This window comes from Kocuria rosea (genome assembly GCF_023715525.1).
Classification (GTDB): Bacteria; Actinomycetota; Actinomycetes; order Actinomycetales; family Micrococcaceae; genus Kocuria; species Kocuria rosea_A.
In genome coordinates this window covers 214,286-231,653 of the sequence record NZ_JAMBOG010000002.1, presented here as the reverse complement: position 1 = coordinate 231,653, position 17,368 = coordinate 214,286, and the positions used below count along the sequence as shown (strand labels likewise).

Annotated in this window: 15 protein-coding genes and 1 pseudogene; 12 read left to right on the top strand and 4 right to left on the bottom strand. The window is 74.9% G+C overall.

Annotation, left to right across the window (positions count from 1 at the left end; translation table 11 throughout):
* Positions 1 to 9 precede the first annotated feature (9 nt).
* From M3185_RS02335 to secA, 8 genes are all read left to right on the top strand, one after another.
* A complete protein-coding gene (locus M3185_RS02335) occupies positions 10 to 411 on the top strand; it encodes a chorismate mutase (protein WP_251332053.1) in 402 nt (133 codons plus the stop codon).
* Positions 408 to 1,466: a hypothetical protein gene (locus tag M3185_RS02330; protein ID WP_251332052.1), complete on the top strand. Its 1,059-nt coding sequence runs from the start codon at positions 408 to 410 to the stop codon at positions 1,464 to 1,466. Before M3185_RS02335 ends, M3185_RS02330 begins: the two co-directional genes overlap by 4 nt.
* A gap of 174 nt (positions 1,467 to 1,640) precedes the next feature.
* On the top strand, positions 1,641 to 2,324 hold the full coding sequence (mtrA, locus tag M3185_RS02325; RefSeq protein WP_251332051.1) for an MtrAB system response regulator MtrA: 684 nt from the start codon (positions 1,641 to 1,643) through the stop codon (positions 2,322 to 2,324).
* A complete protein-coding gene (gene mtrB, locus M3185_RS02320; protein ID WP_251332050.1) occupies positions 2,321 to 4,144 on the top strand; it encodes an MtrAB system histidine kinase MtrB in 1,824 nt (607 codons plus the stop codon). The genes mtrA and mtrB overlap by 4 nt, the downstream gene beginning before the upstream one ends.
* A complete protein-coding gene (locus M3185_RS02315) occupies positions 4,141 to 5,841 on the top strand; it encodes an LpqB family beta-propeller domain-containing protein (RefSeq protein WP_251332049.1) in 1,701 nt (566 codons plus the stop codon). The genes mtrB and M3185_RS02315 overlap by 4 nt, the downstream gene beginning before the upstream one ends.
* Positions 5,842 to 6,318: 477 nt before the next feature.
* Entirely contained in the window at positions 6,319 to 6,717 is a 399-nt protein-coding gene (locus M3185_RS17295; protein WP_251332048.1) for a ComF family protein, read from the top strand.
* A 103-nt stretch (positions 6,718 to 6,820) separates the two neighbouring features.
* Positions 6,821 to 7,507 carry a ribosome hibernation-promoting factor, HPF/YfiA family gene (gene hpf, locus M3185_RS02305; protein ID WP_251332047.1) on the top strand — a complete coding sequence of 229 codons (687 nt, stop codon included), beginning with the start codon at positions 6,821 to 6,823 and terminating at the stop codon, positions 7,505 to 7,507.
* A 191-nt stretch (positions 7,508 to 7,698) separates the two neighbouring features.
* Positions 7,699 to 10,401: a preprotein translocase subunit SecA gene (gene secA, locus M3185_RS02300; protein ID WP_251332046.1), complete on the top strand. Its 2,703-nt coding sequence runs from the start codon at positions 7,699 to 7,701 to the stop codon at positions 10,399 to 10,401.
* A gap of 16 nt (positions 10,402 to 10,417) precedes the next feature.
* Here secA and M3185_RS02295 read toward each other — a convergent pair.
* Both M3185_RS02295 and M3185_RS02290 read right to left on the bottom strand, forming a co-directional pair.
* Positions 10,418 to 10,926: pseudogene (locus tag M3185_RS02295) on the bottom strand (Rv3235 family protein).
* Positions 10,927 to 10,975: 49 nt separating this feature from the next.
* Positions 10,976 to 11,698: a LysM peptidoglycan-binding domain-containing protein gene (locus M3185_RS02290; RefSeq protein WP_251332045.1), complete on the bottom strand. Its 723-nt coding sequence runs from the start codon at positions 11,696 to 11,698 to the stop codon at positions 10,976 to 10,978.
* Between the two features lie 303 nt (positions 11,699 to 12,001).
* Here M3185_RS02290 and M3185_RS02285 point away from each other — a divergent pair, with 303 nt between their 5' ends.
* Positions 12,002 to 12,538, top strand: coding sequence for a hypothetical protein (locus M3185_RS02285; RefSeq protein ID WP_251332044.1), 537 nt, complete (start codon positions 12,002 to 12,004; stop codon positions 12,536 to 12,538).
* A 28-nt stretch (positions 12,539 to 12,566) separates the two neighbouring features.
* On the opposite strand, the gene M3185_RS02280 is transcribed toward M3185_RS02285, so the two are convergent.
* A complete protein-coding gene (locus tag M3185_RS02280; protein WP_251332043.1) occupies positions 12,567 to 12,782 on the bottom strand; it encodes a helix-turn-helix domain-containing protein in 216 nt (71 codons plus the stop codon).
* Positions 12,783 to 13,022: 240 nt separating this feature from the next.
* Here M3185_RS02280 and M3185_RS02275 point away from each other — a divergent pair, with 240 nt between their 5' ends.
* From M3185_RS02275 to M3185_RS02265, 3 genes are read left to right on the top strand one after another with little or no spacing between them, the layout of a single operon-like run.
* A complete protein-coding gene (locus M3185_RS02275; protein ID WP_251332042.1) occupies positions 13,023 to 13,679 on the top strand; it encodes an SAF domain-containing protein in 657 nt (218 codons plus the stop codon).
* Entirely contained in the window at positions 13,676 to 15,082 is a 1,407-nt protein-coding gene (locus M3185_RS02270; RefSeq protein ID WP_251332041.1) for an AAA family ATPase, read from the top strand. The genes M3185_RS02275 and M3185_RS02270 overlap by 4 nt, the downstream gene beginning before the upstream one ends.
* 47 nt (positions 15,083 to 15,129) lie before the next feature.
* Entirely contained in the window at positions 15,130 to 16,680 is a 1,551-nt protein-coding gene (locus tag M3185_RS02265; RefSeq protein WP_251332040.1) for a sensor histidine kinase, read from the top strand.
* Positions 16,681 to 16,815: 135 nt separating this feature from the next.
* Here M3185_RS02265 and M3185_RS02260 read toward each other — a convergent pair whose 3' ends face one another.
* Positions 16,816 to 17,064, bottom strand: coding sequence for a WhiB family transcriptional regulator (locus tag M3185_RS02260; RefSeq protein ID WP_251332039.1), 249 nt, complete (start codon positions 17,062 to 17,064; stop codon positions 16,816 to 16,818).
* Positions 17,065 to 17,368 lie beyond the last annotated feature (304 nt).

The following is a 17,368-nucleotide window of genomic DNA, read 5'->3' as shown; positions in this document are numbered from 1 at the left end:
CTGGCGCGCATGAGCGCACTGCACGAGAACGCCCCCGCCGACGTCCGGGCCCACCACGACTTCGACCCCGCGGCGTCCTCGCTGCACGGCGAGGCCGACCCCCGGGTGCTGGCCGAGCTGCAGTCGATCCGCGGCACCATCGACAACATCGACGCCGCCCTGGTGCACCTGCTCGCCGAGCGGTTCAAGGCCACCCAGCGCGTCGGGGTCCTCAAGGCCGCCCACGGCCTGCCCGCCGGCGACCCGGACCGGGAGACCGCCCAGATCACCCGGCTGCGCGCGCTCGCCGCGACCGCCCAGCTCGACCCCGAGTTCGCGGAGAAGTTCCTGAACTTCATCATCAGCGAGGTCATCCGCCACCACGTGGCCATCTCCGAGGGCCACCGGCGCCGGGACGACGACGCGTCGTGACGGGCGGTGACTCCCCGGACCCCCGGCGCGCCGACCCCGACGTCCCCCACGTCACCGGCACCGCCCTCGGGTCGATGCCCGGCACGGACGTCGTCGAGTCCGTCACGCTGCTGCGCGGCGAGCTGGGCGCGCCGCACCTGTCCTTCCTCCCGGTGCTCCCGGCCCGCGGGCCGGCCGCCGAGCCCGTGGCCCGCACCGCCGCGGTGCTGGAGGAGCTGCACGCCGACCGCCAGCCCCACGGGCTGCGCGTGTCCGGGGTCCCGGGCAAGGACTCCCGGGCGGCGCGGGCCCTGCTGGCCAGCGACGTCAACGTGCTCGCCGACGTGATCGGGGCGGAGTCCGGCACCGACGCCGCTCCCGTGAAGACCCAGCTGCTCGGCCCGCTGAGCCTCACCGCGCAGCTGTACCTGCACGCGGGGGAGCGGGCCCTGAAGGACCACGGCGCCCGGCGCGACATCTCGGCGTCCCTGGCCGCCGGCGTCGGCGAGCACGTGCGCGCCGTGCGCGCCGCGGCACCCGGGCGGGACGTCGTCGTCCAGCTCGACGAGACCCTGCTCGACCGGGTGCTCGCGGGCTCCCTGCCCACCATGAGCGGCTACCGCACGCTGCGGGCCGTCCCGCCGGCCGAGGCCCGGTCCTCGCTGCACGCCGTCGTGGAGGCGTGCCGCGCGGCCGGGGCCCGGCACGTGGCGCTGCGCCTGGCGCCGGGCGTCGACCCCCGGCTCGCCGCCGAGGCAGGCGCGGACGCGGTCCAGCTCGAGGCCCCGACCGGCTCCGCCCACGATTGGGAGCCCCTGGCCGCGCTCGTGGAGGAGGGGCTCCAGCTGTGGCTCGGCGTGGTCCCCGTGTCCCCGGGTCCGGTCCGCGCCCGGGTGCTCGCGCAGGACGTCTGGGCCGTCTGGCGCGACCTCGGCCTGCCTGCGGACGCCCTCGACCTCGTGCGGATCACCCCGCGCGGCGAGCTCGACGAGCTGGGCCCCGCGCCGCTGCGCGCGGTGCTCGCCCGCGTGACGGAGACCGCCGAGCTCCTGGCCAGGACCGCGGCCGAGGACTGAGCCGCCGCTGCGCCGGGACCGACACACTGCGCGCCGATGTGCGCGGCCCGGCCGTCATCGGCGACAATGCTGGTGGACCCCACGGTCCACCACGGTGCCCCGGACCTCCCGGGGCCGCGGCGGCGGCCCCGCCCCACACCACGGGCGGCCCCGCCCCACACCAGCGGAGAGGCGATGAACGCGCGAATACTGGTCGTCGACGACGACGCGGCCCTGTCGGAGATGATCGGCATCGTCCTGACCGCCGAGGGCTTCGAGCCCGTGTTCTGCTACGACGGTGCCACCGCCGTGGACACCTTCCGCGCGGTGCGCCCCGACCTGCTGCTGCTCGACCTCATGCTCCCGGGCAAGGACGGCATCCAGGTGTGCCGCGAGATCCGCGCCGTCTCCGACGTGCCCGTGGTCATGCTCACGGCCAAGTCCGACACCGTGGACGTGGTCCGCGGCCTCGAGGCCGGCGCCGACGACTACGTCCCCAAGCCGTTCAAGCCCGCCGAGCTCGTGGCCCGGGTCAGGGCCCGGCTGCGGCCGGTGGAGCGGGCCAGCTCGGCCGAGCTGCGGATCGGCGACGTCACCATCGACGTCACCGGCCACAGCGTGCGCCGCGGCGACCAGGAGATCAACCTGACGCCCCTCGAGTTCGACCTGCTCACCGCCCTCGCCCGCGCCCCGCACCAGGTGTTCTCCCGCGAGATGCTGCTGCGCGACGTCTGGGGCTACCAGCACGCCGCGGACACCCGCCTCGTCAACGTGCACGTGCAGCGGCTGCGCTCCAAGGTCGAGCGGGACCCGGAGAACCCGGAGATCGTCGTCACGGTGCGCGGGGTCGGCTACAAGGCGGGCTCGTCCGCCCGATGACCGCGCCGGACGCCGCCGCGGCCCGTCGTCACCGCGGTCCGGGCCGCCCTCTGACGCGGCGGTTCCGCCTGGGCCGGCTGCTGCTGGCGCGCCGCTGGCGGCAGTCCCTGCAGTTCCGCGCCATCGCCGTGTCCCTGTCGCTCACGGCGCTCGCGTTCTTCGTGACCGGAAGCTTCCTCTCGCACCAGATCGCCGACCGCCTCTTCACCGACCGGCTCGGCCAGGTGCTCGCCGGGGCGACCGCCGACTTCGAGGAGGTGCAGGCGAGCTTCGACGCCTCCGACGCCTCCGACCGCGACGAGCTCCAGGCGATGGTCGACTCGACCCTCGGCGCCCTGTCGACCGACGGGTCGGAGACGGAGCGGCGCTGGATCCTCGTGCCCCTGGACTACACCAGCGGGCAGACCCTCATCCCGGCGCAGAGCCAGAGCCCGTGGATGACCTCGAGCACCGTGCCGCCCGAGCTGCAGGAGCGGCTCGCCGACCAGGACGGCGTGTACTGGCAGCCCGCGTCGGTGCGGATGGCCGAGAACGGCGACGAGGTCCCGGTCATCGTCGTCGGCACGGTCGTCGACCTCTACCAGAACTCCCCGTACGGGCTCTACCTCGTCTACGACTTCTCCGACCCGCAGCGCACCCTCGACGCCATGCACGCGGTGCTGCTGCTGTCGGTGATCGTCCTGCTCCTGCTCGTCGGGGCGATCGTCTGGTACGTGACCCGGGAGGTCGTGCGCCCGGTGTCGAGCACCGCCCGCGTGGCCGAGCAGCTGGCCGAGGGCGACCTCGGGGTGCGGATGTCGGTCAGCGGCTCCCACGAGGTGGCCCGGCTCGCCCGGTCCTTCAACCGGATGGCCGACAGCCTCCAGGAGCAGATCACCCAGCTCGAGCAGCTCTCCTCGATGCAGCAGACCTTCGTCTCCGACGTCTCGCACGAGCTGCGCACCCCGCTGACCACGGTGCGGATGGCCGCGGAGGTGCTGTTCAACGCCCGTGAGGACTTCGACCCCGTCAACCGGCGCTCCGCCGAGCTGCTCTACCACCAGGTGGACCGGTTCGACTCCCTGCTCGCGGACCTCCTCGAGATCTCCCGCTTCGACGCGGGCGCCGCGCGCCTCGAGGTCGCCAACGTGGAGCTGTTCTCGGTGGTCCAGGACGTCCTGGAGGCCGCCGCCCCCCTGATCGTCTCCTCGGGCTCGGTGGTGCAGGTGCGCTCGGAGCTCGGCCGGTGCACCGTGCAGGGCGATCAGCGCCGGATCGAGCGGATCCTGCGCAACCTCGTGGTCAACGCCCTCGAGCACGGGGAGGGCCGGCCCATCGAGATCGTCGTCGCGGAGTCGGAGACCGCCGTGGCAGTGGCCGTGCGCGACCACGGCATCGGGATGACCGAGGAGGAGGCCGCGAAGGTGTTCAACCGGTTCTGGCGCGCCGACCCCGCCCGCGCGCGCACGACCGGCGGGACCGGGCTCGGCCTGGCCATCGCCACCGAGGACACGCGCCTGCACGGCGGGCTCCTCGACGTGTGGGGCGCCCCCGGCGAGGGCGCGTGCTTCCGGCTGACCCTGCCCCGCACGCGCGGCCGGCGCCTGGACCCGGAGGACCCGAGCCCGCTCCCGCTGCCGCCCGACGCCCGCGCGCACCCGGAACGGGCGGAGGTCACCGCCACGGGGACGCTGGTCCTCACGCCCGCCCCGAACTCCGACCGCCCGGCCGGGCCGCACCCGGCCAGCGCCGAGGACCCGGCCGGCACCGAGGACACCGCCGGCACCGAGGACACCGCCGGCACCGACGCGCCGGCCGACGCGCAGGAGGTGCAGCCGTGAGCCGGGGACCCCGGAGCGCCGCGGCGGCCACCGCCGTGCTGGCGCTCGCGCTGACCGCGGCCCTCGGCGGCTGCGGGGCCATCCCGCGCTCCGGTCCGGTGCACCGGCACGCGGAGCCCACGCCGGCCACGGCGCAGCCCACCTACGACGCCGACCCCGCGGGACCCGCGGAGGACGCCTCGCCCGAGCAGGTCGTGCAGGGCTTCCTCGCGGCCGGCACCGGGGTCGGCGACGACTACTCGGTGGCGCGGGAGTACCTCACCCCGGAGCTCGCCGGCACCTGGCACCCCGACGCGCGCACGATCGTGCTCCGCGGGGACCCCGCCCTGGTGCCCCGCCTCGAGGACCACGAGTACCGGCTCAACCTCGAGGTGGACAGCGTGGTGAACGGGACGGGCGTGATCGAGCGCAAGCCCGCCGGTGCCACCGAGGTCCTCGACTTCGGGCTCACCCAGGTCGACGGGCAGTGGCGGATCGCCGAGGCCCCCGACGCCACGGTGCTCACCCCGGCCGACTTCGAGGAGATCTTCGAGCCGCACGACCTCTACTTCACCGACCAGGACCTCTCCGACGAGGTGGTGGACCCCCGGTGGTTCCCGGAGCGGGTGCCCGTGTCCACCTCGATCGTGCGGGCCCTGCTCGACGGCCCGGCGCCCTATCTGCGCGGAGCCGTGACGACGTCGTTCCCCGTCGGGACCACCCTGGCCCGCTCGGCGGTGCCGGTGCAGGACGGGACGGCCACCGTGGAGCTGAGCGTGCCGGACTTCGACCCGGCGAACATCGAGATCAACCGCCGGATGCACGACCAGCTCGCACTGAGCCTCGGGAACCTGACCTCGGTGCAGGACGTGGAGCTGCGGGTCGACGGCGCGCCGGTGGAGCTGGGGGCCGGCTGGACCGACCCGGCACCCGAGCAGGAGATCGCGGTGCCCTCCCGGCAGATCGGGCTGCGCGAGGGGGAGCTCGTGTTCTACCAGGGCGGTCAGGCCGACCCCGTGGACGGGCTCCCGTCGCTGGACGGCTACCGTCCGGCCAGCCCGGCCATGGACACGGCCGCCGACGACTTCGCCTTCGTGGACACAGGCACCGGCGCCCTGGTCACCCTCGCCCGCGACGAGGACCTCGTGGTCCGCTACAGCGGGACGGGGCTGACCCGGCCCAGCTTCGACGAGCACGGCTGGGTGTGGACGGGCGACTCCGCCGGCACGGTCCGGGCCGTGCGGGCGCGCAGCCGCGGGGCCGACCCGGTGCGCGTCGAGGCGCCGTGGCTCGCCGCCCGGACGGTCACGTCCCTGCGGATCTCCCGCGGCGGTGCCCGCGCGCTCGTGGTCACCCAGCAGGACGGCGTCTCCCAGCTCTGGCTCGCGGGCATCGTCCGGGACGCCGACGGGACCCCGCTGCGGCTCAACGACCCCTACCGGGTGGCGGCGGACGTCGACGCGGACGCCGCCGTGTGGCTGGGTGACCAGGAGTTCGTGGCCGCTCCCCTGGACGAGCCCGGCTCCGTGCGCCCGCGGGTCTACGACGTCTCGGGCCAGTACCGGGAGCTGCCGGGGCTCGCGGGGATCACCGGGATCAGCGGCGGCAACGGCACGTCCGCGGTCTATGCCATGGCCGGGGGGACCCTGCACATGCTCACGGGCAACGCGTGGGCGCCCCAGGGCGCCGACGTGCGCGACACCGCCTTCGCGGGCTGACCGGGGCGGTCCTCCACAGCCGCCGCCGTGCGGATCCACCGGCCCGCGCACCGGGCCGCGGTGCCCCGGCGCACGATGGGACGGTGCCTGCCGTCCCGCCCCCCCCGCCCTCGACCGGGCGGCCGCCCGTGCCCTCGGCCGCCTCGGCGAGGCCCTCGAGGTCCTGCTGCCCGTGGAGTGCGCCGTGTGCCGGGCCCCCGGGACCTCCCTGTACCGGCCGTGCCGGCTGCTGCTGCGCCGCTCCTGCGCCCGCCCCTTCGAGGCGTCCTCCGCGGCGCCCCTGCTGGACCCGCCGCTGCCGGTGACCGCCGCGGGCCGCTACGCGCACGAGCTCGCGGGCTGCCTGCTCGCCTTCAGGAACGGCGGCCGCACCGACCTGGCGCCCCTCCTGGGGGCCTGCCTGGCCACCGCCCTGCACCGTGCGGCGCCCACGTGGGCCCTCGGCCCCGGCGCCCCGGGCCCGTGCTGCTCGTGCCCGTGTCCAGCACGCCCACCGCGCTGCGCCGCCGCTGGTTCGACCCGGTGCACGTGCTGCTCGACGACTGCGCGCGCCGCGGAGTCCTCCCCGTCGGCACCGCGCCCACCCGCGCCCTGCGGCACCGCGGCGGGGAGCTCCGCCCGGCGGCGCAGAAACGGCTGGGGACGGCGGGGCGGCGTGCCCGCCCGGTGGGCTCGATGCGCGCCGCCGTCCGGCCCGGGCAGCGGTGCGTCGTCGTCGACGACGTGCTCACCACGGGCGCCACGCTGGCCGAGGCGTGCCGGGCCCTGCGGGCGGGCGGGGCCGTCGTCGCGGGGGCCGTGGTGCTCGCCGCCGTGCGTCCCCCGGCCGTTGCGCCCACCGCTGATTCGTCCCCCGACCTGTGGCGGCCCGGGTGAATATCCCTTGTGATTCAACTAACGTTGAGCCACGGGACGCAACACATCCTCCCGTGTGGGCGGCCCCGTCCGTCCACGTCACCCCCAAGAGCTGGAGGGCATCATGGAACTGAACGTCATGGGACGCAACGCCGCAGTACCCGAGCGGTTCAAGCAGTACGTCGCCGAGAAGGTCGTCAAGTTCGAGGAGCTGGGCGACAAGGTCCAGCGCATCGATGTCAAGGTCACCAAGGACTGCGGGATGCTCGGCCACCAGGGCCTGGGCGTCGAGATCACGGTCGTGGGCCGGGGACCGGTCCTGCGCGCGGAGTCCCGCAACGACGACAAGTTCGCGGCCTTCGACGAGGCGTACGGGAAGCTGCTCGAACGCCTGCGACGTGCCCGCGACAGGCGCAAGGTCCACCGCGGCGCCCACCGTCCCACGGCCGTTCACGAGGCCACCGGCGCCCTGCCCGTGGTCCCCAGTTCCGGACCCCTCTACTCCACCCCCGAGGAGCTCGCCACCGCGGAGGAGGAGGCCTTCGACCAGAGCGTCAGCCTCTCCGACTCCGTCACCCCCGTCGAGATCCGGCGCAAGCGCTTCCCCGCGGCCGAGCTGAGCGTCGACGAGGCCGTGGACCACATGGAGCTCGTCGGCCACGACTTCTACCTCTTCGTCGACAAGGAGACCGGCGAGCCGTCCGCCGTCTACCGGCGCAAGGGCTGGAGCTACGGGGTGATCAGCCTGAGCAGCGACGGCGAGGAGTCGGAGGAGAGCGCGCGGGCCTACCAGACCGAGCCCGCCGGCTGATCCGGCCCCGTTCCCCGCACGGGGTCCTCCGGCTGGGTGCCGGCTGGGCTCCGCCCCGGAAGCGCCCGGTGGCTTCGGCCACCGGGCTCGTCCGCGCCCGAGTTCCGGCACCGGCTCCCGTAGACTGGCCACGGTGCCGGATCCCCCGATCGGTCCCAACCCGGCAGTCGAACACCGAGGAGCGTGTGCACGTGGCGTCATTCCTGGAGAAAGTCCTCAGGACCGGAGACAAGAAGGTCCTGACCAGGCTGCGGTCCTACACGACCGCCATCAACAGCCTCGAGGACAGCTTCCGGGACCTCAGCGACGCCGAGCTGCGCGCCGAGACCGACGCGTTCCGGGCCCGGGTCGCCGACGGGGAGTCCCTGGACCGGCTGCTGCCCGAGGCGTTCGCCGTCGTGCGCGAGGCCGCCTCCCGCACCCTGGGCCAGCGCCACTACGACGTCCAGCTCATGGGCGGGGCGGCGCTGCACCTGGGCAACATCGCGGAGATGAAGACCGGTGAGGGCAAGACGCTGGTGGCCACGGCCCCCGCCTACCTCAACGCGCTCTCGGGCAAGGGCGTCCACGTCGTCACCGTCAACGACTACCTGGCCGAGTACCAGGCCAACCTCATGGGCCGCGTCTACCGCTTCCTCGGCATGGAGACCGGCGTGGTCCTCGCCAACCAGGACCCCGCGACCCGCCGGAAGCAGTACGCCGCGGACATCACCTACGGCACGAACAACGAGTTCGGCTTCGACTACCTGCGCGACAACATGGCCTGGAGCCCGGAGGAGCTCGTCCAGCGCGGGCACAACTTCGCGGTCGTCGACGAGGTCGACTCCATCCTCATCGACGAGGCCCGGACGCCGCTCATCATCTCCGGCCCGGCCTCGGGCGAGGCCAACCGCTGGTACACCGAGTTCTCCCGCCTCGTGCAGCGGCTCGCCCCGGGCACCGATTACGAGGTCGACGAGAAGAAGCGCACCGTGGGGGTGCTCGAGTCCGGGATCGAGAAGGTCGAGGACTGGCTGGGGATCGAGAACCTCTACGAGTCCCAGAACACCCCCCTCATCGGCTTCCTCAACAACGCGATCAAGGCCAAGGAGCTCTTCCGCGCCAACAAGGACTACGTCGTCCTCAAGGGCGAGGTGATGATCGTCGACGAGCACACCGGGCGCATCCTCTCCGGCCGCCGCTACAACGAGGGCATGCACCAGGCCATCGAGGCCAAGGAGGGCGTGGAGATCAAGGCGGAGAACCAGACCCTCGCCACGGTCACGCTGCAGAACTACTTCCGTCTCTACGAGAAGCTCTCGGGCATGACCGGCACCGCCGAGACCGAGGCCGCGGAGTTCATGAACACCTACGGGCTGGGGGTCGTGTCGATCGAGACCCACCGCCCGCTGGCCCGCGTCGACCGCCCCGACCTGGTCTACAAGAACGAGGTCGCGAAGTTCGCGGCGGTTGTCAAGGACATCGAGGACCGCCACGCCAAGGGCCAGCCCGTGCTCGTCGGCACCGTCTCGGTCGAGAAGAGCGAGTACCTCTCCAAGCTCCTCGCCCAGCGCGGCGTGCGCCACGAGGTGCTCAACGCCAAGAACCACGCCCGGGAGGCGGCCATCGTCGCCCAGGCCGGCCGCCGGGGGGCCGTCACGGTCGCCACCAACATGGCCGGGCGCGGCACCGACATCATGCTCGGCGGCAACGCCGAGTTCATCGCCGTGGAGCGGATGCGCGAGCGGGGCCTGCACCCGCAGCGGGACGCGGAGCAGTACGAGCGGGTCTGGCCCGAGGTGCTCGCCGCGTGCGAGGCGGAGACGAAGGCCGAGCACGAGGAGGTCGTCGCGCTCGGCGGGCTCTACGTGCTGGGCACCGAGCGCCACGAGTCCCGCCGCATCGACAACCAGTTGCGCGGGCGCTCCGGCCGCCAGGGGGACCCCGGTGAGTCCCGGTTCTACCTGTCCCTCGCGGACGACCTGATGCGCCTGTTCAACGCCGGGGCCGCGCAGCGGCTCATGGCAGGCGCGCCGGACGACACGGCCCTCGAGCACAAGATCGTCTCGCGGGCCATCGCCTCGGCGCAGAGCCAGGTGGAGGGACGCAACGCGGAGCAGCGCAAGAACGTCCTGAAGTACGACGACGTCCTCAACCGCCAGCGCGAGGCCGTCTACCGGGACCGCCGCCGCGTCCTGGAGGGCGACGACCTCCGGGAGCAGATCGCCCAGTTCGTCGACGAGGTCGTCACCTCGACGGTGCAGGACCGCACCGCGGTCGGCCACCCCGAGGACTGGGACCTCGAGGGCCTCTGGGAGTCCCTGCGCACGGTCTACCCCATCACCCTCACCGTGGACGAGGTCGTCGAGGAGGCCGGCGGCCGCACCCGGCTGACGGCCGAGTTCCTGCGCGAGCAGGTCCTCTCGGACGCCCGGGTGGTCTACTCCCAGCGGGAGGAGGAGGTCGGGGCCGAGGCCATGCGCAACCTCGAGCGCCGGGTGCTGCTGTCCGTGATCGGGCGCCGCTGGCCCGAGCACCTCTACGAGATGGACTACCTCAAGGAGGGAATCGGCCTGCGCGCCATGGCCCAGCGCGACCCGCTCGTGGAGTACCAGCGCGAGGGCTACGCGATGTTCCAGGCGATGATGGAGGCCATCCGCGAGGAGACGGTCACCACCCTGTTCCGGATGGAGATCCGCCGCCAGCGGGTCGGTGCGGACGGCGGGCCCGTCGACCTGCAGATCCCGCGCCAGCCGAGTTTCCTGCAGTACACGGCGCCGGGCGAGACCGGCGAGACGCAGACCCGGGTGGAACCGGTGCGGACCGGTGCGGACCGGGCCGAGCCGGACACCGCGGACGCCGTCCCCAACCGCGCCGGGCGGCGTGCCGGCGCCCGGGCCGGCGGGGAGGGCTGAGCCCGGCGGGTCCGGCTCAGCCGACCTCGAGCTCGGTCACGGACCATCCGCGGCCCAGGCGCTCGACGCGCAGGGCCACGGCCCGGCTGCGCCGCGGCTCGACGAGGACCAGGGCGACCTCGTAGACGCCCTGCTGCACGCGGCACACCCGGCACCGCCGCACGTGCGGGTTCCGGTGCAGCTCCTGCAGCTGCGCCTTGCCCTCGAACTGCTCCTGGAGCAGGCGCAGCATGTCGGCGCGCTGCTGGAAGCGCTGCACGATCTCCGGGTGGTCCACCGGGCCAGCTGCGCCGCCGGCCGGCTGCCGCCCAGCACCTCCACGGCGGCCTGCCCGATCGAGCGGGCCAGGGCCGTGACCCGGGCGAGCTCGTCCTCGGTGTCGTGGCCGACCACGCGCGTGGCTCCCCAGGTGTAGCCGCTGGGAGCCGTGGGCGGTGCGGGGATCGCCGGTCGGGCGGGCCTGCCACGGACCACCGTGCGGGCGGCCGGCCGGGCTGCGGGATCGGAACCGGTGGGAGCGTTCATGGCGGTCTCCTGTGGTCGGGAAGCGTCGGGTCGGGAAGATCAGGCACGGTCAGGGCCGCTCGGATGCGGGCACGAGGAGACGCTGGTCGGGCAGCAGCCGGTCGGGTCCGTCCCGCAGGACGTCCCGGTTGCGCTCGAACCAGGCGGGCCACGCCCGGCCGATCTGCGCAGCGGTGGCGTCCGGGCCCAGGTGCGCCGCCGCCAGGGACCACAGGGTGTCCCCGCGCACGACGGTCACGGCCCCGTCGACGGTGCGCTGCGACGGGGGCACGGGCCGTCCGCCGCCAGCCGGCGCGGGGTCGTCCGAAGGGAGGTCCCCGGGTGCGGGCGTGCCCGGTAGGGCGGGGTGCGCGGAAGGCTCCTGAGCTGTGGGGGCCTCGGGTCCTCGGGAGCCCGCGGGTGCCGCGGAGCCGGCGGCGGCGTCGCCGCCGGTCCCGCCCCAGAACGGGGACGGCGCCGAGTCGGCTGCGGCCGCGGGGGCCGTGAGCAGCTGGACGCCGAGGACGGCGGCCGCCGCGTGCCGCAGCAGCGCGGGCGAGAGACGCCGGCACAGGCGGCCGAGCCGCTCCCAGCGGTGGCGGTGGGCGAGCACGGCGAGCACCGCGAGCAGCGCCGCCACGGCCCAGGCCAGCACCAGGAGGTAGCCGGCGGCCTCTGCGCCCAGGCCCAGCGCCGTCCCGGCGTCGTGCGCGAGGCCCGGCCCGGCGCCCCGGGAGAGCAGGACGGCGCCGCACGCCGCCAGGCCCAGCCCGAGCAGCGGCACGGCCAGCACGCTCCACGGCGGTGCCGTTCCACGGTGTGCGCCACCCGGGTTGCCGGTCATCTCATCCCCCGACCGAGCTGTCATCAGACGTTGATCTACTTGGGCATTTTTTGATGCCGTTTGATGTCATTTGGCTTCGTTGGAGATTGGTAGCACCGGAAGCCGCGCCCTGTAAAGGGCTGTGCGCGCAGCGGTGGACTCGGAACCGCCTGACGGCCGTGGAGGTGCGGCCTAGTGTGAGGCCCTCCGCGGCCGGTGGCCGGGGCGTCGTGAAGGGGGACCGCCGTACGCTGGGACGACCTGTTCGCCGACATGGAGGCGCAGCTCGCCGCGGCAGGCCAGCAGGCCCTGGAGTCGGAGGCCGCCGAGCAGGCCCGGGCCGAGTACTCCCGGGTGGGCGTGGCCGACCGGCTGCGGGCGGCGCACGGCGCGCCGGTGCGGGCGCTCCTGGCGGGCGGCGGGCACGTCGAGGGCCGGGTGCGGGCGCTGGGCTCGGACTGGGTCGCCCTCGAGGAGCGGGGGACGGAGCACCTCGTGCCGCTGGGCCCCGTCGTGTGGTGGGAGCTGCCCGGGCGCGGCTGGGCGCCCGGCGGCGGCGCGGTGGCCCTGCGGCTCGGCCTCGGTCACGCCCTGCGGACGCTGGGTCGCGCCCGGGCCGGCGTGCGGGTCCGTCTCGCCGGGGGTGGCCCGGCGGGTGTGCTGGAGGGCACGATCGACGGGGTGGGTGAGGACTTCTTCGACCTGGCGCTGCACCCCGGTGACGACTTCCGCCGGCGGGGGAGCGTGCGCGCCGTGCGCGCGGTGCCCTTCCGGTCGGTCGTCTGCGTGTCGTCCCTCGCCGGGGGCTGACGGGTCCCGCGGACCGTGCCCCGGCCGGTCAGTCGACCGAGCCGGAGCGCACGGCCTCGGCCGTGCGCTCGTAGCCGCGGGCGATGTACTCCTCCAGCTTCACCGTCTCGACGCGCCACTGCCCGCGCCCGCCCACCTGGATGGCGGGCAGTTCCCCGCTGCGCACGAGGGCCCGCGCCTGCGTGGCCGAGATGTTGAGGATCTCGGCCACGTCCGCCAAGGTCAGGAAGCGCTGCTGCGACATCCTCCGCCTCCTCGCTCGTGGTTGCTCTCCGGGTCCAGTCTGCCACCGAACCGCGGGAAGGACCCGCCCGTCCACACGGGCGGACGGGCCGCGCCACCGCCCCGCGAGGCGGCCGGGGACGGGGGCACGGCGCTGTCCCCAGTTGTGCACCGGCCCGTTCCCTCGGCCCCGGCCCGCGGGCAGAATTGGGCGACGTGCGCGGTCGACGGCCACGCCGTGAGCGAGGGGGGCGGTGCGCCGATGAGCGGGACGGTCAGGGGCGCGGATGCGGGGTCCGCGCGGTTCAGGAGGCCCTCCTGGTGTGACCCCCGCCTGCTCACCGGGCTGCTGCTCGTGCTGCTGTCCGCGGCGGAGGTGGCGGCAGTCGTGGCCGCCACCCACCGCACCGAGCCCTATCTCGCGGCGGTCCGGGACATCGAGGTCGGGCAGCCGGTGACGGAGGAGGACGTCGTGGCCGTCGAGGTCCGGCTGCAGGATGCCGCGCCGCTGTACGTGCCGGCGAGCGCCGCTCCCGCGCCCGGCACCGTCGCCACGCAGCGGATCGCCGAGGGGCAGCTGCCGCCGGGCGCCGCGCTGGCCACCGCGGACCGGCTGGACCGCAAGCCCGTCGGCATCCCCATCGCGCACCCGCTACCGGACGAGGCCCGCCCAGGATCGAGCGTCGACGTCTGGGTGGCGGACCAGGGACGCTCCGGCCGCGGCTACGAGCCCGCCCGGCTGCTGCTGCCGGCCGCGGAGATCGCCTCCGTCGAGACGGAGCAGACCGCGCTGGGAGCCGGCCGCGGGAGGGTCGTGCACGTGCTGGTGGAGGACGCGCCGATGGAGGAGCTCGTGGACGCGCTCGGCAACGACGCCTGGGTCACGCTGGTGTGGAACCCGGCGGGCGGGGCGCGATGAGCATCCCCCTGATGACCCTGGGGGTCTCCACCTGGCCGCTCGTGGACGGCATCGAACGCCTGCACGGACCGGTCACGGTCGTCCGCCGCTGCCTGGACCTCACCGAGCTGCTGGCCGCCGCCCGGACCGGCCTGGTCCGGGCGGCGCTGGTCGCGGAGGGGGCCGAGGAGATCACCGCGAGCCTGCTGGAGCAGCTGCGCCTGGGAGGAGCCGTCCTGCTCGTGCTGGAGGGCCACGACGCGCGCCGCCTCGCCGGGCTGGGCGCCGTCGTGGTCGCCGACCGTGCGAGTCCCGAGGAGGCGGCGCGGCTCGTCGAGGAGACGGTCGCGGCCGCGGCGTCCGCCCCCGGGGAGCTCGGCTACGCGGACGTCGGGGCGGCCGGCCGTGCCGGGGCGCCGGGCTCCACGTCCGGCGCGGACCGGGCCACCGCGCAGGAGCCCGGGCAGGCCCCCGTCGCGGCCGGGGCGGAGCCGGGGAGCGCCGCCGCGCCGGAACCACCGGCCGGACGCCGGGGCGCCGGGCGGATCGTGGCGGTGTGGGGTCCCACGGGGGCGCCGGGACGGACCACGGTGGCGGTGAACCTGGCGGCGGAGCTCGCCCTGCTGGGGGAGGACGCGGCGCTCGTCGACGCCGACACGTACGGGCCCTCGGTCGCCGCCGTGCTGGGGATGCTCGACGAGGCCGCGGGGCTGGCGCAGGCGTGCCGGCTGGCCGACCAGGGGCGGCTCGACGGGCAGGCCCTGCGCGGCATCGCCGCGGACGTGGCCCTGGCGGGGCGCACGGTGCGGGTGCTCACGGGGCTGACCCGCCAGGACCGGTGGCCCGAACTGCGCTCCAGCGCCGTGGGCGCCGTGCTGGAGCGCGCGGCCGAGGAGTTCGGGACGACGGTCGTGGACTGCGGGTTCGTGCTGGAGGTGGACGAGGAGCTCAGCTTCGACGCCATGGCCCCGCGCCGCCACGCCGCGGCCCTGACGGTGCTCGAGCACGCCGACGTCGTCGTGGCGGTGGGAGCCGCGGACACCATCGGCGTCCCGCGGCTGGTCAAGGGACTGCCCGACCTCGCCGCCGCGGCGCCGGGCGCCCGCCTGGTCGTCGCCGTCAACAAGCTGCGCCGCTCCGCGGCGGGCCGGTCGCCGGAGCTCGGGATCCGCGAGGCGTGGGCCCGCTTCGGCTCGGGGGCGGCGGTGGAGCTGTTCGTGCCGTGGGACCCGGAGGTCCTCGACGAGGCGCTGCTCGCCGGGGCGGTCCTCGCGGAGACCGCCCCGGGCGCACCCGTGCGCGCAGCCCTGCGGCAGCTGGCGCTGCGGGTGCTTGCCGACGCCGGCGAGGCCGGGGACGGCGGGCCGGAACCGGTGCACGGTACTAGGCTGGGCCGCAGGATCGGGGCCTGGCTGCGCCGCTGATCCCGGGGGAGCGCCCGTTTCCTCCGCTGGCGACGACCGGAGGCGATGTGGCGTTCACCGAACCGCTCAGGAGGAGCGCGGACTTCGGTCCCGGGGACTACGAGTGGCTACACCTGCTCGTGGGGGACTGGCAGCTGATCTCCGACCTCGGTTTCGGCGACCTCGTCCTAAGCTTCCCGGTGGACTACATCCCGGCCGCGGGCAGCGGCAACGGGCGCGGCATGCCGGCCCCCGGCAGCGCCTTCCAGGTCCTCGCCCACGTGCGTCCCGCGACCGGTCCCACCGTCTTCCACGAGGACCTGGTGGGGGAGCAGCTGCCCGAGGAGCTCTCCGCCCCGCTGCGCGCCGCGTGGGTGAGCCAGCGGATGGAGCTGCTGCGCCCGGGCGGCGACGACGCCCGCTCGGCCCCGCACGTGAAGGCCGTCCCGCTCGTGCGCAACGGCAAGACGCTGGCGATGCTCACGGTGCACGCCCGGCGGCCGCCGGGCCAGGCGGTCTCCCGGCAGGAGCTCGTCTACCGGGAGAGCGCCGACGCGCTGCTGCGGATGGCCAACGAGGGGCTGTGGCCCGACTTCTCGGCCCCCACGGGCTCGCGCCGGGGCGCGCCGCGGGTGGGCGACGGCGCGATCCGGCTCGACGCCGACGACCGCGTGGTCTACGTCTCCCCGAACGCCGACTCGGCGCTGCGCCGGCTGGGCATCGACGGCGAGCTCGTGGGCAAGCGGCTCATGGACGTCGTGCCCCCCGCGCTCGGGCCCGGGGCCGGGCCGGACGAGACGCTCGCCCCGGTGCTCACGGGGCGGATGGCATGGCGCACCGAGGTGGAGGGCCCGCGCGTGTCCGTGCACTTCCGCTCGATCCCGCTCCGTGACCGCTCCGGGCGCCTGGGGGCGGTGCTGCTGTGCCGGGACGTGACCGAGCTGCGCCGGCGCGACCTCGAGCTGGTGAGCAAGGACGCCACCGTCCGCGAGATCCACCACCGGGTGAAGAACAACCTTCAGACGGTCTCCGCGCTGCTGCGCCTGCAGGCCCGCCGGATGACGACGGACGAGGCGCGCAACGGCCTCGAGCAGGCCATGCGCCGGGTCGCCACCATCGCGATGGTGCACGAGACGCTGTCCCAGGGGTTCTCCGAGAACGTGGACTTCGACGCGCTCATCGAGCGCCAGTTCCGGCTCGTCGCCGAGGTGGCGGCGCCGGAGCAGACGGTGCGCACGCGGCTGATCGGGGAGTTCGGGGAGCTGCCCGCCCGGCTGGCCACCCCGCTGGCCCTGGTGATCAACGAGCTCGTGACGAACGCCGTCGAGCACGGCCTCGCCCAGCGGGCCGGGACCGTGACCCTGGAGGCCCGGCGCGTGCGGGACGAGGAGGGAGGCCAGGCGCTCGAGGTCGTCGTGAGCGACGACGGGGCGGGCATGGGGGACTCCGTCATCGAGGAGTCCGGGGCGGGGGCGTTCCGGCAGGCGGGAACCGGCGAGGGCCTGGGGATGCAGATCGTGCGCACCCTCGTGGCGAGCGAGCTCGGGGGGTCCATCCGCTGGGCCCCGCGCGAGGGCGGAGGGACCGAGGTGACCGTCCGGACGGGGCTCGAGGACTAGACGGGCCCCGGCGCAGGGCGGCGGCCCGGACGACGAGGACCGGGACCCTCGTGGGTCCCGGTCCTCGACGTCGCCGGTGGTGCACAGGCCGCGGCCGTGTCTCCCGCCGGCGGGGCGGTGCTCAGGAAGAGGCGCTCAGGAGGCGCGGCGGGCGCGGGCGGCGCGGCGCTTGAGCGCCCGGCGCTCGTCCTCGCTCATCCCGCCCCAGACGCCGGCGTCCTGGCCGGACTCGAGGGCCCACTGGAGGCAGGTGTCCATGACCGAGCAGCTGCGGCACACGGCCTTGGCCTCCTCGATCTGGAGGAGAGCAGGTCCGGTGTTGCCCACGGGGAAGAACAGCTCGGGATCCTTCTCCAGGCATGCTGCGCGACTACGCCAATCCATGGTCGACGATCGCTCCTTTCGAGGACGGGTCCCGGGCGCAGGGCACGACGGTGCCGCCGCAGAGGTGTCCGGGACAGAAGAAAAGGCCCATTCGCACGGGCCTTGTGAAGAACTGTGGTCCACTTTCCCATGTGAACGGGGTGTGAACAAGGGGTTGAGGGGCGGGTCACACCGGGCCGGGTGAGTCCTTGCTCACACTGGCGCGCCCCGCAGGGCGGAACCGGGCCCCGCCGTCGCCGGCGCGGGGACGGGCGCAGGGCCCACTAGGGTGGCGGGGAGCGCGCCCGTGCGCGCCGGAAGGAGA

What these genes read in the sequence shown, in the direction of transcription:
- M3185_RS02285 (WP_251332044.1), top strand. Translation starts at nt 12,002, where the DNA reads ATGGAGGCGCAGCTCGCCGCGGCAGGCCAGCAGGCCCTGGAGTCGGAG.
- M3185_RS02275 (WP_251332042.1), top strand. Translation starts at nt 13,023, where the DNA reads ATGAGCGGGACGGTCAGGGGCGCGGATGCGGGGTCCGCGCGGTTCAGG.
- mtrB (WP_251332050.1), top strand. Translation starts at nt 2,321, where the DNA reads ATGACCGCGCCGGACGCCGCCGCGGCCCGTCGTCACCGCGGTCCGGGC.
- M3185_RS02260 (WP_251332039.1), bottom strand. Translation starts at nt 17,064, where the DNA reads ATGGATTGGCGTAGTCGCGCAGCATGCCTGGAGAAGGATCCCGAGCTG.
- mtrA (WP_251332051.1), top strand. Translation starts at nt 1,641, where the DNA reads ATGAACGCGCGAATACTGGTCGTCGACGACGACGCGGCCCTGTCGGAG.
- M3185_RS02270 (WP_251332041.1), top strand. Translation starts at nt 13,676, where the DNA reads ATGAGCATCCCCCTGATGACCCTGGGGGTCTCCACCTGGCCGCTCGTG.
- M3185_RS02335 (WP_251332053.1), top strand. Translation starts at nt 10, where the DNA reads ATGAGCGCACTGCACGAGAACGCCCCCGCCGACGTCCGGGCCCACCAC.
- M3185_RS02280 (WP_251332043.1), bottom strand. Translation starts at nt 12,782, where the DNA reads ATGTCGCAGCAGCGCTTCCTGACCTTGGCGGACGTGGCCGAGATCCTC.
- hpf (WP_251332047.1), top strand. Translation starts at nt 6,821, where the DNA reads ATGGAACTGAACGTCATGGGACGCAACGCCGCAGTACCCGAGCGGTTC.